The 14,538-nt window shown below is 60.3% G+C and carries 14 protein-coding genes; 9 read left to right on the plus strand and 5 right to left on the minus strand.

The annotated features are described in order from the left end of the window. Nucleotides 1-25 precede the first annotated feature (25 nt). The gene (mltB, locus tag ACMGGH_RS00505) at nt 26-1,126 is read right to left on the minus strand and encodes a lytic murein transglycosylase B (RefSeq protein ID WP_168733281.1); all 1,101 of its coding nucleotides are present in this window, start codon (nt 1,124-1,126) and stop codon (nt 26-28) included. A gap of 253 nt (nt 1,127-1,379) precedes the next feature. Between mltB and srlA the strand changes: the two genes are divergently transcribed. The 7 genes from srlA to gutQ all read left to right on the plus strand — a co-directional run bounded on the left by srlA (nt 1,380) and on the right by gutQ (nt 6,290). Next, complete coding sequence (gene srlA / locus ACMGGH_RS00510; RefSeq protein ID WP_003862164.1) at nt 1,380-1,943, plus strand: PTS glucitol/sorbitol transporter subunit IIC; 564 nt, start codon at nt 1,380-1,382, stop codon at nt 1,941-1,943. Beyond that, on the plus strand, nt 1,940-2,899 hold the full coding sequence (gene srlE, locus ACMGGH_RS00515) for a PTS glucitol/sorbitol transporter subunit IIB (protein WP_045261264.1): 960 nt from the start codon (nt 1,940-1,942) through the stop codon (nt 2,897-2,899). Before srlA ends, srlE begins: the two co-directional genes overlap by 4 nt. 12 nt (nt 2,900-2,911) lie before the next feature. Then, the gene (srlB, locus tag ACMGGH_RS00520) at nt 2,912-3,274 is read left to right on the plus strand and encodes a PTS glucitol/sorbitol transporter subunit IIA (RefSeq protein ID WP_041908503.1); all 363 of its coding nucleotides are present in this window, start codon (nt 2,912-2,914) and stop codon (nt 3,272-3,274) included. 14 nt (nt 3,275-3,288) lie between these two features. Next, a complete protein-coding gene (gene srlD / locus ACMGGH_RS00525) occupies nt 3,289-4,068 on the plus strand; it encodes a sorbitol-6-phosphate dehydrogenase (protein WP_023294411.1) in 780 nt (259 codons plus the stop codon). A 67-nt stretch (nt 4,069-4,135) separates the two neighbouring features. Further along, nucleotides 4,136-4,495, plus strand: coding sequence for a transcriptional regulator GutM (gene gutM, locus ACMGGH_RS00530; protein ID WP_028014197.1), 360 nt, complete (start codon nt 4,136-4,138; stop codon nt 4,493-4,495). Between the two features lie 63 nt (nt 4,496-4,558). After that, entirely contained in the window at nt 4,559-5,332 is a 774-nt protein-coding gene (gene srlR / locus ACMGGH_RS00535) for a glucitol operon DNA-binding transcriptional repressor SrlR (protein WP_010434430.1), read from the plus strand. Further along, nucleotides 5,325-6,290 carry an arabinose-5-phosphate isomerase GutQ gene (gene gutQ, locus ACMGGH_RS00540; RefSeq protein ID WP_041908497.1) on the plus strand — a complete coding sequence of 322 codons (966 nt, stop codon included), beginning with the start codon at nt 5,325-5,327 and terminating at the stop codon, nt 6,288-6,290. The genes srlR and gutQ overlap by 8 nt, the downstream gene beginning before the upstream one ends. On the opposite strand, the gene norR is transcribed toward gutQ, so the two are convergent. Beyond that, nucleotides 6,287-7,801 carry a nitric oxide reductase transcriptional regulator NorR gene (gene norR, locus ACMGGH_RS00545; RefSeq protein WP_193532027.1) on the minus strand — a complete coding sequence of 505 codons (1,515 nt, stop codon included), beginning with the start codon at nt 7,799-7,801 and terminating at the stop codon, nt 6,287-6,289. The genes gutQ and norR overlap by 4 nt on opposite strands. Before the next feature lie 187 nt (nt 7,802-7,988). Here norR and norV point away from each other — a divergent pair, with 187 nt between their 5' ends. Then, nucleotides 7,989-9,431 carry an anaerobic nitric oxide reductase flavorubredoxin gene (gene norV, locus ACMGGH_RS00550; protein WP_232948863.1) on the plus strand — a complete coding sequence of 481 codons (1,443 nt, stop codon included), beginning with the start codon at nt 7,989-7,991 and terminating at the stop codon, nt 9,429-9,431. Beyond that, complete coding sequence (gene norW, locus ACMGGH_RS00555) at nt 9,428-10,561, plus strand: NADH:flavorubredoxin reductase NorW (RefSeq protein ID WP_232948862.1); 1,134 nt, start codon at nt 9,428-9,430, stop codon at nt 10,559-10,561. Before norV ends, norW begins: the two co-directional genes overlap by 4 nt. A 90-nt stretch (nt 10,562-10,651) precedes the next feature. Here norW and ACMGGH_RS00560 read toward each other — a convergent pair whose 3' ends face one another. Genes ACMGGH_RS00560 through hydN form a run of 3 tightly spaced genes read right to left on the minus strand, consistent with a single transcriptional unit; the run spans nt 10,652 to nt 14,444 of the window. Further along, nucleotides 10,652-11,674 carry a HoxN/HupN/NixA family nickel/cobalt transporter gene (locus tag ACMGGH_RS00560; RefSeq protein ID WP_045261259.1) on the minus strand — a complete coding sequence of 341 codons (1,023 nt, stop codon included), beginning with the start codon at nt 11,672-11,674 and terminating at the stop codon, nt 10,652-10,654. A 1-nt stretch (nt 11,675) separates the two neighbouring features. Next, nucleotides 11,676-13,892, minus strand: a complete 2,217-nt coding sequence (gene hypF / locus ACMGGH_RS00565) for a carbamoyltransferase HypF (protein WP_126326384.1) — start codon at nt 13,890-13,892, stop codon at nt 11,676-11,678. 6 nt (nt 13,893-13,898) lie between these two features. Then, nucleotides 13,899-14,444 carry an electron transport protein HydN gene (gene hydN / locus ACMGGH_RS00570; protein ID WP_008499565.1) on the minus strand — a complete coding sequence of 182 codons (546 nt, stop codon included), beginning with the start codon at nt 14,442-14,444 and terminating at the stop codon, nt 13,899-13,901. Between the last annotated feature and the right edge of the window lie 94 nt (nt 14,445-14,538).

The raw sequence follows: 14,538 nt of genomic DNA on the forward strand, positions 1-14,538 counted from the left end.
CAGGGAGAGGGCGGAATAAGGCGAGTTACTGACTAAACGGCGACGCCGCCGGGACGCGAGCCTGCGATACCGCCAGCCCCAGTTGCCACACCGCCATCGCATAGTGGGTGCTATGGTTGTAGCGGGTGATGGTGTAGAAGTTCGGCATGCCGTACCAGTACTGGTAGCCGGTTCCCACGTCCAGACGCAGCAGGCTCACCTGGTCAACATTGCCCAGCGGCTGGGTTGGCGTTAAGCCTGCCGCCGTCAGCTGCGCAACGCTGTATTTGGTTTTAAAGCCGTTTTCCAGACCAAACGCTTCGCCGTTCGCCTGCACGGCAACCTGGCCGCCCGGCGTCCAGCCGTGTGCTTTAAAGTAGTTCGCCACGCTGCCGATGGCATCCACCGGATCCCACAGGTTAATGTGACCATCCCCGTTAAAGTCGACGGCATACTGCTTATAGGAGGACGGCATAAACTGGCCGTAGCCCATCGCGCCGGCAAATGACCCTTTCAGATCGAGCGGATCGTCCTGCTCGTTGCGCGCCATCAGCAGGAAGGTTTCCAGCTCGGAAGAGAAATACTCCGCGCGGCGCGGGTAGTTAAAGGAGAGTGTCGCCAGTGCGTCGAGGATGCGGGTTTTGCCCATCACGCGCCCCCAGCGGGTCTCTACGCCGATAATCCCGACGATGATTTCCGGCGGCACGCCGTAAACCTGCCACGCGCGGTTGAGCGCATCTTCATACTGGTTCCAGAACGCCACGCCGTTTTGCACGTTGTCCGGGGTAATAAACTGTTTGCGGTAGCGCAGCCATGCGCCGTTCGGCCCGCTCGGCACCTGGGCGGACGGTGCCTGCCTGTCCATCAGGCGCAGAACGTAGTCCAGACGCTTCGCCTGAGACAAAATTTCATGCAGCTGCTGGCGGTCGAAACCGTGTTTGCTCACCATTTTATCGATGAACTGCTCGGCCGCCGGGTTATTCGCGAAGTCGCCTCCCATCTGCATCATATTGTGCTGCGGCTCCAGCAGGAATCCCCCGGAAGGCGCGCCCGCCGTTTGCTGAACGGCTTCGGTCTTAGGTTTGCTGCTACAGGCAGACAGCAGGATAAGCGCAGGCAACAGCGCTGCATAACGACGCTTGAACATGAGACATCCATTTAACGGGTTCGATAAGAATCCAGTATGGTAAAGCATCCGCAACACCTCAAGGAAGCGGTACGCGCCTCCACAACGCAAATCCGCGCTTTTTTCCACCGAAAATCATTCACCCCATCAATTAACTTTCAAAATAATACATTTTTCTTTCATTGTGAGATCTAATTAACACTTTAAAACCTTTCAAAGTGATTATTATTAGCCGCAGTTATACAAAAACAAAAAAGCCCCACAGGAGAGAAGAATGATAGAGACCATCACCCACGGCGCCGAGTGGTTCATCGGGCTGTTTCAGAAAGGCGGAGAAGTGTTCACCGGCATGGTGACCGGGATCCTGCCCCTGCTGATCAGCCTGCTGGTGATCATGAACGCGCTGATCAACTTTATCGGCCAGCAGCGCATCGAACGCTTTGCCCAGCGCTGCGCCGGTAACCCGCTGTCCCGCTACCTGATATTGCCATTCATCGGCACCTTTGTTTTCTGTAACCCGATGACCTTAAGCCTCGGCCGCTTTATGCCGGAAAAATACAAGCCGAGCTACTACGCCGCCGCCTCCTACAGTTGCCACTCGATGAACGGCCTGTTCCCGCACATCAACCCCGGAGAGCTGTTTGTCTATCTCGGGATCGCCAGCGGCCTGACCACGCTTGGCCTGCCGCTCGGCCCGCTGGCGGTGAGCTACCTGCTGGTTGGCCTGGTGACCAACTTCTTCCGCGGCTGGGTGACTGACCTCACCACCGCTATTTTCGAGAAAAAAATGGGCATCCAGCTTGAACAGAAGGTCCATCTTTCAGGAGCGACAGCATGAACCGGATCCGCATTGAGAAAGGCACGGGCGGCTGGGGCGGCCCGCTGGAGTTCGACGCCACCGAAGGCAAAAAGATCGTCTACATCACCGCGGGCACGCGCCCGGCGATTGTCGACAAGCTGCGCGAGCTGACCGGCTGGGAAGCGGTTGACGGCTTTAAAGAGGGCGAGCCGCCGGAAGCGGACATTGGCGTGGCGGTGATTGACTGCGGCGGCACGCTGCGCTGCGGCATCTATCCGAAGCGCCGCATTCCGACGGTGAATATTCACTCCACCGGGAAATCCGGCCCGCTGGCGCAGTACATCCTTGAGGACATTTATGTCTCGGGCGTGAAGGAGGACAACATCACTCTGGTGAATGGCACTGCCGCGCCGCAAAAAGCAGCCCCGCGCGAGTACGACACCAGCAAGAAAATCACCGAGCAGAGCGACGGCCTGCTGGCAAAGGTCGGGATGGGGATGGGCTCCGCCGTGGCGGTGCTGTTCCAGTCCGGGCGCGACACTATCGACACGGTGCTGAAAACGATTCTGCCGTTTATGGCGTTCGTCTCGGCGCTGATCGGCATCATCATGGCGTCCGGTCTGGGCGACTGGATTGCCCATGGCCTCGCCCCGCTCGCCAGCCACCCGCTCGGGCTGGTGACGCTGGCGCTGATCTGCTCCTTCCCGCTGCTGTCGCCGTTCCTCGGCCCGGGCGCGGTGATTGCCCAGGTCATCGGCGTGCTGATAGGGGTGCAGATTGGTCTGGGCAACATTCCCCCGCACCTCGCCCTGCCCGCCCTGTTTGCCATTAACGCCCAGGCGGCGTGCGACTTCATCCCCGTGGGGCTGTCGCTGGCCGAAGCGCGCCAGGACACCGTGCGCGTGGGCGTGCCGTCCGTGCTGGTGAGCCGCTTCCTGACGGGCGCGCCGACGGTGCTGATTGCCTGGTTTGTCTCCGGCTTTATCTATCAATAAGAGGTTCCTGCAATGAACGTCATTTACCAGACCACCATTACCCGCATCGGCCAGAGCGCAGCGGACGCGCTGAGCGACCAGATGCTGATCACCTTCCGCGAAGGCGCTCCGGCGGATATCGAAGAGTTTTGCTTTATCCACTGCCACGGCGAACTGAACGGCGAGCTGAAGGCCGGAAGCCAGCTGGAGCTGGGCGAGGCGCGCTATGCCGTCACCGCCGTCGGCGACGTGGCGGAGCAAAACCTGCGCGAGCTCGGCCACATCACCCTGCGCTTCGACGGCCAGCCGCAGGCGGAATACCCCGGTACGGTTCACGTGGATGGCCCGGTTCCGCAGTCTGTCACCCCAGGCTGCACGTTAAAATTTGTTGCGTAATTAAGGAGAGTCACATGAGTCAGGTTGCCGTTGTCATTGGTGGGGGACAAACCTTAGGCGAGTTCCTCTGCCGTGGGCTTGCCGCAGAGGGCTACCGCGTGGCGGTAGTGGACATTCAGAGTGAAAAAGCCGCCCGCGTGGCGGACACCATTAACACCGAGTTTGGCGAAGGGATGGCATACGGGTTTGGTGCCGACGCCACCAGCGAGCAGAGCGTGATGGCGCTGGCCCGCGGCGTGGACGAGATTTTTGGGCGCACCGACCTGCTGGTCTACAGCGCGGGGATTGCGAAAGCGGCGTTTATCAGCGATTTCGAGTTGGGGGATTTTGACCGTTCGCTGCAGGTGAATCTGGTGGGCTATTTCCTCTGTGCCCGCGAGTTTTCCCGCCTGATGATCCGCGACGGCATTCAGGGGCGCATCATTCAGATCAACTCAAAATCCGGGAAAGTGGGCAGCAAGCACAACTCCGGGTACAGCGCGGCGAAGTTTGGCGGCGTGGGGCTGACGCAGTCCCTGGCGTTGGATCTGGCCGAATACGGGATTACCGTGCACTCGCTGATGCTGGGCAACCTGCTGAAATCGCCGATGTTCCAGTCCCTGCTGCCGCAGTACGCCACCAAGCTCGGCATCAAGGCTGAGGAAGTGGAGCAGTACTACATCGATAAAGTGCCGCTGAAGCGCGGGTGTGACTATCAGGACGTGCTGAACATGCTGCTGTTTTACGCCAGTCCGAAAGCGTCGTACTGCACCGGACAGTCGATTAACGTGACCGGTGGGCAGGTGATGTTCTGATCGAGCGGCCTGATGCCCTCACCCTAACCCTCTCCCACCGGGAGAGGGAACAAAACAAGGAGTCGATATGGTAACCGCACTCATCACCGTCGCTGCCCTCGCCTGGCTGTGCCAGATGGCGTTTGGCGGCTGGCAGATCCACCAGTTTAACCGCGCGTTTGATGCGCTGTGTCAGAAGGGCCGCGTCGGCGTCGGGCGTTCCGGCGGACGCTTTAAACCGCGCGTGGTCGTCGCTGTAGCGCTGGACGAGCACGACCGGGTGTGCGATTCCCTCCTCATGCGTGGCATGACGGTATTTGCCCGTCCGGCCAAAATCCAGGCAATCAACGGCCTCTTGTTACAGGAATTGCAGCCTGATGTGATCTTTCCCCATGATCCACTCTGTCAGAATGCACTATCATTAGCGCTCAATCTGAAACATGGATAATTTCGTTGTGAAAGTTATAGACTTGCGAAATTATCATTTCGCAACCTAAGGAACGAAGCGCCTATGAAACCACGTCAGCGGCAGGCGGCCATTCTCGAACATCTACAAAAGCAGGGAAAATGCTCGGTAGAGGATCTGGCCCACTACTTTGACACCACCGGCACGACAATACGCAAGGACCTGGTATTGCTCGAAAACTCTGGCGCCGTGATTCGCACCTATGGCGGCGTGGTTCTCAACAAGGACGAAGCGGACCCGCCAATCGATCACAAAACGCTGATCAATACCCACCAGAAAGCGCTGATTGCCGAAGCCGCCGTGAAATTTATCCAGGACGGCGATTCCATCATCCTCGACGCAGGCAGTACCGTCCTGCAGATGATCCCCCTGCTCAGCCGCTTTAACAACATCACGGTGATGACCAACAGCCTGCACATCGTCAACGCGCTGTCGGAGTTCGACAGCGAGCAGACCATCCTGATGCCCGGCGGCACCTTCCGCAAAAAATCGGCGTCCTTTCACGGCCAGCTGGCGGAGAACGCTTTCGACCACTTCAGCTTCGATAAACTGTTTATGGGCACCGACGGCATCGACCTGAACGCAGGCGTCACGACGTTTAACGAGGTGTTCAGCGTCAGCAAAGCCATGTGTAACGCCGCGCGGGAAGTGATTTTAATGGCCGACTCGTCGAAGTTTGGCCGCAAAAGCCCCAATATTGTCTGTAGCCTCGAAAGCGTTGATAAGCTGATTACCGACGCGGGTATCGATCCGGCGTTCAAAAAAGCGCTGGAAGAGAAAGGGATCGACGTGATCGTAACCGGAGAAAGAGATGAGTGATTTTCTGTTAGAAACGGGCCGCCAGACGCTGATGCTGGAGCTGCAGGAAGCCAGCCGCCTGCCGGAACGTCTGGGCGAGGATTTTGTCCGCGCCGCCAACACCATTATCCACTGCGAAGGCAAAGTGATTGTGGCGGGCATCGGTAAATCCGGCCATATCGGCAAGAAGATTGCCGCGACGCTCGCCAGCACCGGAACCCCGGCGTTCTTCGTGCATCCGGCAGAGGCGCTGCACGGCGATCTCGGGATGATCGAAAGCCGCGACGTGATGCTGTTTATCTCTTACTCCGGTTCGGCCAAAGAGCTGGATCTGATTATTCCGCGCCTGCAGGAAAAATCTGTCGCCCTGCTAGCGATGACCGGGAAACCCCGCTCGCCGCTGGCGCTGGCCGCCAAAGCGACGCTGGATATTTCCGTTGAGCGTGAAGCCTGCCCGATGCACCTCGCCCCCACCTCCAGCACCGTTAACACCCTGATGATGGGCGACGCGCTGGCGATGGCGGTAATGCAGGCGCGCGGATTCAATGAGGAAGATTTTGCCCGTTCGCATCCGGCAGGTGCGCTCGGCGCGCGACTGCTCAACAAGGTTCACCATCTGATGCGCACTGACGATGCCATTCCGCAGGTCAAACTCGATACCAGCGTGATGGACGCGATGCTGGAGCTGAGCCGCACCGGTCTGGGGCTGGTGGCGGTATGCGATGACGGCGGAAACGTGAAGGGCGTGTTCACCGACGGCGACCTGCGCCGCTGGCTGGTGGGCGGCGGCAGGCTGGAAACAAACGTGTCTGACGCCATGACCAAAGGCGGGCTGACGCTCAACGCCGACAGCCGCGCCATTGAAGCCAAAGAGGTGCTGATGAAGCGCAAAATCACTGCCGCACCGGTGGTGGACGAGCACGGCAGGCTGTGCGGCGCTATCAACCTGCAGGACTTCTACCAGGCCGGGATTATTTAACCCTTCAGCCCAAGACGCTTCGCCAGCCGGTGCAGGTTGGCGACGTCCATCTCCAGCGCCCGCGCGCACGCCGCCCAGCTGCGGTTATTCTGCTCCAGCGCGCGGGTAATCATCTGACGCTGAAACTCTTCCGTCGCTTCGCGCAGGTTTTCGATTGCGATCTCAGGCACAGCAGGCTTCACGGTCGGAGCATTTTCCTCATGCAGCGCAAAATGGCGCGCATGAATCACCACTTCATCCCCCGAGCGCGTCGCCCTCGCCAGCACCACCGCGCGGTGAATCGCATGCTCCAGCTCGCGCACGTTGCCCGGCCAGCCGTAGCTGAGCAGATGCGCTCTCGCCCCCGGGCTAAGCACCACGCGGGACAGCCCCATTTTGAGACGGCACTGTTCGCAGAAATAACCCGCCAGCAGCACCACGTCGTCTCCGCGCTCACGCAGCGGCGGCACGGACAGCGGGAACACGCTCAGGCGATGGAACAGGTCGGCGCGGAACTGCCCGGCCAGCACCGCTTCGCGCAGATCCCGGTTGGTCGCAGCAAGGACCCGCACGTCCACCCGCAGGCTGCGGTCATCCCCCACGCGCTGGATGTCGCCGTACTGCAATACGCGCAGCAGCTTGGCCTGAAGTGAAAGGGAAAGCTCGCCAATCTCATCAAGAAACAGCGTGCCGTTATCGGCCATTTCAAACTTGCCGCTGCGGTTGCTGATGGCCCCGGTAAACGCCCCTTTGACGTGACCGAACAGCTCGCTCTCCGCCACGCTTTCCGGCAGCGCGGCGCAGTTGAGGTACACCAGCGGGTTGACCGCGCGCGGCGAAGCTTCATGGATGGACTTCGCCACCAGCTCCTTACCGGTACCAGTCTCTCCGAAGATCAGCACGTTCAGATCGGACGCGGCAACAATCTCAATCTCTTTTTTGAGCTGCGCCATGCCCGGTGAAAGGCCGATCATCTCGGTGTGCGCCACCGGCTCAAACGCCGTCGGGCTACCGGGAAGAATATTCTGGCTCTCCAGTTGCTCTATCAGCAGCGCATTATTCAGCGCCCCGGCGGCCAGCGCCGCAATCAGGCGCAGTTCTTCGTCGCTGAAGGTGTCGAACTGATCCGGCGACATCCCGTCGAGGGTTAATGCGCCAATCAGATTCTGCCCGGCGAACAGCGGCAGGCCAATACAGGCGTGCACCTTCAGGCTCTCCTGCCCCGGAATCAGGCCGTCGTACGGATCGGGCAGATCGCTATCTGCCGGGAAACGCACCACGTCGCCCGCGCGGGCGATGGTTTCCAGACGCGGGTGGCCCTCCAGCGTAAAGCGCCGCCCGAGTACGTCCTTCGCCAGGCCGTCGATAGCCAGCGGAATAAACTGCCGCCCTTCGTAACGCAGCAGCGCCGACGCATCGCAATCCAGCACGTGGCGCAGCGTGGAGATCAGGCGCTGAAAGCGGTCCTGATGGCCGATACCGGTTTGCAGTTCTATGGCGATCTTCGCCAGGACGTCTACGGAAAAGCTCATGTCTGCCTCACTGTCATTTTGACAATGCATAATGTCATATTGACTCTTTTTAGGATAGTCATAATGACTACTCATTATGGGGCGTTAAATCACAACTTATTGAATATTAATAAGTTAAAAAGTTGGCACGCAACTTGATATAAGCAAACCATCTTCTTTGAAAACGCTGTATTAAGTTGAGGTTGCTATGTCTATTCTGGTTAAAAATAACATTCATTGGGTGGGTCAACGTGACTGGGAAGTACGTGATTTTCACGGCACGGAATACAAAACGCTGCGCGGCAGCAGCTACAACAGCTATCTCATTCGCGAAGGTAAAAACGTCCTGATCGATACCGTCGATCACAAATTCAGCCGTGAGTTCGTGCAGAACCTGCGCGGTGAAATCGACCTGAATGACATCGACTACATCATCATCAACCATGCGGAAGAGGACCACGCCGGGGCGCTGACCGAACTGATGTCCCACATTCCGGATACCCCAATCTACTGCACCACCAACGCCATTGATTCAATTAACGGCCACCACCACCATCCGGAGTGGAACTTCCACACCGTAAAAACCGGCGACACGCTGGATATCGGCAACGGCAAGCAGCTGATCTTCGTCGAAACCCCGATGCTGCACTGGCCGGACAGCATGATGACCTACATGACCGGCGACGCGGTGCTGTTCAGCAACGACGCCTTCGGCCAGCACTACTGCGACGAACGCCTGTTTAATGATGAAGTGGATCAGACCGAGCTGTTCGAACAGTGTCAGCGCTACTACGCCAACATCCTGACCCCGTTCAGCCGTCTGGTGACGCCTAAAATTACCGAGATCCTCGGCTTCAACCTGCCGGTGGACATGATTGCCACCTCCCACGGCGTGGTGTGGCGTGAAAACCCCACCCAGATCGTCGAGCTGTACCTGAAGTGGGCCGCGGATTACCAGGAAGACCGCATCACTATCTTCTACGACACCATGTCCAACAACACCCGCATGATGGCGGACGCGATTGCCCAGGGTATCAATGAAGTTGACCCGAACGTGGCGGTGAAAATCTTCAACGTGGCGCGCAGCGATAAGAACGAGGTATTGACCAACGTCTTCCGCTCCAAAGGCGTGCTGGTGGGTACCTCCACCATGAATAACGTGATGATGCCGAAGATTGCCGGCCTGGTGGAAGAGATGACCGGCCTGCGCTTTCGTAACAAACGCGCCAGCGCCTTTGGCTCTCACGGCTGGAGCGGCGGCGCGGTAGACCGTCTTTCCACCCGTTTACAGGATGCGGGTTTTGAGATGTCCATGAGCCTGAAGGCGAAATGGCGTCCGGATATCGACGCGCTGGAAATCTGCCGCCAGCATGGCCGCGACATCGCCCGTCAGTGGGCGCTCGCCCCGCTGCCGGAAACCGCCCCCGCCGCGGCGGTTCCGCCGGAAGCCGAAGCGGAAGCCGTCGCTGCCGACCTCGGGCCTTGCATGCAGTGCAGCGTATGCCAGTGGATTTACGACCCGGAACGGGGCGAGCCGCTGCAGGATGTTGCCCCGGGCACGCCGTGGAGCGAGGTGCCGGACAACTTCCTCTGCCCGGAATGCTCCCTCGGCAAAGACGTCTTTGATGAACTGGCAACGGAGGCAAAATGAGCCACGGCATCGTTATCATCGGCTCGGGCTTTGCTGCCCGCCAGCTGGTGAAAAATATCCGCAAACAGGATGCAAACGTGCCGTTGACGCTGATCGCCGCCGACAGCATGGACGAGTACAACAAGCCTGATTTAAGCCACGTCATCAGCCAGAATCAGCGCGCCGACGAACTCACCCGCCAGACGGCGGGGGAGTTCGCAGAGCAGTTCAACCTGCGCCTGTTTCCGTACACCTGGGTTACGGATATTGACGCCGACGCCCATGTGGTGAAAGCGAAAGATCATACCTGGCAGTACGACAGGCTGGTGCTGGCGACCGGGGCATCTGCGTTTGTGCCGCCGGTTGAGGGCCGCGAGCTGATGATTACCCTCAACAGCCAGCAGGAGTATCAGGGCAGCGAAACCCTGTTACGCGATGCGCAACGGGTGATGATTGTCGGCGGCGGGCTGATCGGCACCGAGCTGGCGATGGACTTATGTCGGGCGGGAAAATCCGTGACCCTGGTTGACCACGCAGCGAGCATTCTGTCGGCGCTGATGCCCGCAGAAGTAAGCAGTCGCTTACAGCATCGTCTGACCGATATGGGCGTGCATCTGATGTTGAAATCGCAGCTACAAAGCCTGAGCAAAACCGAAGGCGGTATCCGTGCCACGCTCGGCCGAAGCCGCAGCGTAGAAGTGGATGCGGTGGTTGCCGCGACGGGCCTGCGCCCGGAAACCGCGCTGGCGCATCGCGCAGGGGCTGAAATAAACCGCGGCGTGAAGGTAAATAGCTACCTGCAAACCACGCGGCCGGATATTTATGCCCTGGGCGACTGCGCGGAAATTAACGGCCAGGTGCTGCCCTTCCTGCAGCCGATACAATTAAGCGCCATGTATCTGGCAAAAAACCTGCTCGGCGGCAGCGCGCCGCTGAAATTACCCGCCATGCTGGTAAAGGTCAAAACGCCGGAATTGCCGCTGCATCTTGCAGGTGAAACGCAGCGTCGGGATCTGGACTGGCAGATTGCCCTTTCGCCGCAGGGCATGGTGGCGCGCGGCACCGATGCAGACGGTCAGATACGCGCCTTTGTCGTCAGCGAAGACAGGATGAAGGAGGCTTTCGCGCTGCTGAAATCGCTGCCTGCTTAACCCTCGTATTGCCGGGTGGCGCTCCGCTTACCCGGCCTACATGCAGACCCGCGCAAGCGTAGCGCCGCCGGGTAAAACAGGGTGGGGAGTTCAGGAACGCACCACCAGCGCGTCGTAGCCGCGCCAGCGATAGTTGGCCATGGAGATGAGCCAGCAGGCAACGAACAGCCCGACAACCACAAACCCGGCGTTGCCCAGGTTGTCATTTACCGCGCCGATCAGATCCCAGATGCCGCCGCTGAGGGCAAATTTATCCATCAGCAGGCCCAGCGCTTCCAGCCCGCCGATAAACAGCGCCACCACCACGGAGGTGCCGGTGATGGTCATGTTGTAGTAGAGCTTGCGCTGCGGTTTATCAAACGCCCAGCCGTAGGCACCGACCATCAGCAGGTTATCGAGCGTATCCACCAGCGCCATGCCGCTGGCGAAGAGCGCCGGGAAGATCATGATTGACCACACGGACATCCCGCTGGAGGCGCTGGCGGCGGAGATCCCCAGCACGCCAATTTCGGTGGCAGTGTCAAACCCGAGGCCAAACAGGAAACCCACCAGATACATCTGCCAGCTTTTATTGACGAGGCGGAAGGTTTTACCGAACAGCCAGTTCATAACGCCCCCCTGGGCAGGCAGCGTGACGTCACCCTGCACCGTCTGGCCCTTTTTCAGCGCCTGGAAACTGCGCCAGACGCCGCGCAGGATCACCATATTCACCAGCGCCATCGCCAGCAGGAAGGTGGCGGATACCGCAGTGCCAATCAGGCTGCCGGTTTCGTGGAACCATTCCATGTTTTTCTGAAACGCCGTGGCGGTGGCGGCGATGGCAATGGAGGCCAGCACCACAATGGTGGAGTGCCCCAGCGAGAACCACGCCCCCACCCCGCACGGGCGTTTGCCCTGCTGCATCATCTTACGCGTCACGGTATCAATGGCCGCGATGTGGTCGGCATCCACCGCATGGCGCAGCCCGTAGCACCACGCCAGCAGGCTGGCGGCCATCAGCGCCGTGCTGCCGCTAAAAGAGTGCCATGCCCATCCCCAGGCCAGCAGGTTTGCCATTACCAGAGCCAGCAGCAGAAGCGCGGCGCGAGGTTCGTTGCGTAACAGTCGTAACATTTTAAATCCTTTTTGAACATGACCGGGCAGCGGCAACCACCGCCTGCCCGAAGGAGATCGCTCCGTCACCTGCGGGCAGGCGCGAAGGAAAAAGAAGCGTAAAGTCAGAGAGATGATGACGCAGGCGAGCGCGCAGCAGGCGGTTGTGCAACACGCCGCCGCTGAAGCAGATTGTCGAAATCGATAAGCGTCGGGCATGGCGCGCGGCGAGCTGAGCCAGCCCTTTTGCCAGCGCGTCGTGAAACGCCCACGCGCGCTCGCAGGGCTCCGCCTGCCAGTTCAGCCACTGCTGCCAGAACAGCGCAAGGTTATTCGCTTTCAGAATCACCGGATGGTCAACGCCCGCGCACTGCGATGCCAGCGCCTCCAGCCTGCACGCTGCCTCGCCTTCGTAGCGCTGCGCGTCAATGCCCAGCGCGCAGGCGACCGCGTCAAACAAACGACCGCAGGACGACGCCTGCGGCGCGTTGATGCCACGCTGGATCGCCGTTGCCAGCAGCGGCCAGCTGTGGCGCTGAACCGCTCGCGTTTCCGGGTAGCGTTGCCAGTCCGGGACAAACGCCAGGCAGTGGGCGAGCAGATTACGCCACGGCTGCTTTGCCGCCAGATCGCCGCCCGGCAGCGCCACGGCAGGCAGGCCGCCGAGCCGTTCGCAGTCGAGATAGTTCACCCGCAGGCACTCTCCTCCCCACAGCGCGCCGTTCTCGCCCATGCCGATCCCGTCCAGCGTCAGAGCGATAGCGTCTCCGCCGCCGAGCGGCCAGCCGTTCTCCGCCAGGCACGCCGCCGCGTGAGCGTGATGATGCAGCACGGTTTCGACGGGCAGCGCCTGCTCCTGCGCCCACCGGCGCGCGCGATACCCCGGATGGGCATCGCACACCAGCTTATCAGGCTGGAAAGCGTAGATGTCCTGCATCGTCGAGAGCGCGCTGCGCCACTGCGCCTCTACGCCCTCGTCGCTCAGATCGCCAAAGTGCTGGCTCAGCACCGCCTGGTTGCCGCGCACCAGGCAGAAGGTGTTTTTCATCTCTGCACCGGTACACAGCATGGCGGGGATATTCTCAAAACCCGCGGGCAACGTGACGGCATCGGGCACAAAACCCCGGGCACGACGCAGGATAGCGCCATCCCGATCCATCACCGAATCATCCATGCGCTGCAGGATGTCGCGGTTGTGCAGCAGGAAGCCGTCCGCGATGCCGCCGAGCTCCTCCAGCGCCTGCGCGTTGGTGACGGCAGGCGGCCTGCCACTGAGGTTGCCGGAGGTCATCACCAGCGGGCGCCGGCAGTCCATCAGCAAAAGATGCTGGAGCGGGTTCGCGGGCAGCATCACGCCTACGCAGTCGAGCCCTGGGGCAATTTCCTCGGGAAACGCGGGAAGCGAAGCTTTCGGCGTCAGCACGATCGGTGCCGCGGGCGAGCGTAACAGCGTCTGTATCGTCTCCGGCAGATCGTCCGCATCCGGTAGCATCACCGCCAGCGGCTTCGTCGGGCGCTGCTTGCGTGCCCGCAGCGTCGCCACTGCCTGCGGGTTAAGCGCGTCGCAGACCAGATGAAATCCCCCCAGCCCTTTAACCGCCACGATCCCGCCGTTTTTCAGCCTCTTCACCGCCGCATTTAAGGCCGATTCGCGAGTGGCAATAGTGTCTCCGGCTCGCCATTCCAGCTGCGGCCCGCAGTCCGGGCAGGCCACCGGCTGGGCGTGGAAGCGGCGGTCGGCCGGGTTGCGGTACTCGGTTTCGCACGGCGCGCAGAGCGGGAATGTGGCCATCGACGTGGCCGGACGGTCGTACGGCATGGCGCGGATAATGGTAAACCGCGGCCCGCAGTGGGTGCAGTTGATAAACGGGTAACGATAGCGGCGCTCGCGGGGATCGCGCATTTCAGCCAGACACGCCGGGCAGGTGGCGGCATCCGGCACGATTTGCGTATCCATCGCCCCGCGATCGCTGTGGCGGATGGTAAAGTCCTCAGGCATGTCCGCCCAGGTGAACGGCTGCGTTTCAACGCGATCGATGCGCGCCAGCGGTGGGCAGTCCTGATGCAGCCTCGCGGTAAAGTCCCCCCCATTACCCGCGAGACGCACCAGGACACCCTCTCCGTCGTTGCAGACATCGCCCACAAGCTTCAGCCGGTGCGCCAGCTGCCAGACGAAGGGCCGAAACCCCACGCCCTGCACTTTGCCGCGCACCCGAAGCAGTACGCCGTTAACGCTCATCGCAGCTTAAAACAGCAGCGATGACGAGGTGTCGAACGCCGCGCGACGGCGTTTTTCTGCGCTCATCTGCTCAAGCTTGTCACGATCCACGCAGACCAGCGCGTGCGTCGGGCAGGCCTCCATACAGGCCGGGCCGGCTTCGCGGTGATAGCAAAGATCGCATTTATTGGCTTCGGCTTTCTCCGCCCGCACGCTCAGCCCCATGCCGCTGTTGCGCACCACCGGGCGGACAACCACCTCCATCGCGCCATACGGACACGCCACCACGCAGGTTTTGCAGCCGATGCAGCGCTCCTGCATCACGTGCACAAAGCCCTTCTCGCGCTTAATCGCCCCGTTCGGACAGACGTTGGCACACGGCGCATCTTCACACTGGCGACAGATGGCGGCGGTGGAAATATTCACACCTTTAATGACGTGAATGCGCGGCAGGAAGGTATCGGGAGTGAGAGAGGCGCAATCCTGCTCCGCCTGGTGGGAAACCACGCACGCCACTTCACAGGTACGGCAACCAATGCACTTGCTGGCATCGGCCATTATAAAACGGTTCATCTGCTTCTCCGGCATAACTGTTATGCGCGAAGCTATTCATAAACCGTGCCAATATTTAACACACTGATTTTTAAGGATAATAAAAACGCAGCGT

Source organism: Enterobacter sp. BNK-16 (assembly GCF_048684955.1).
GTDB classification, from domain to species: Bacteria; Pseudomonadota; Gammaproteobacteria; order Enterobacterales; family Enterobacteriaceae; genus Enterobacter; species Enterobacter bugandensis.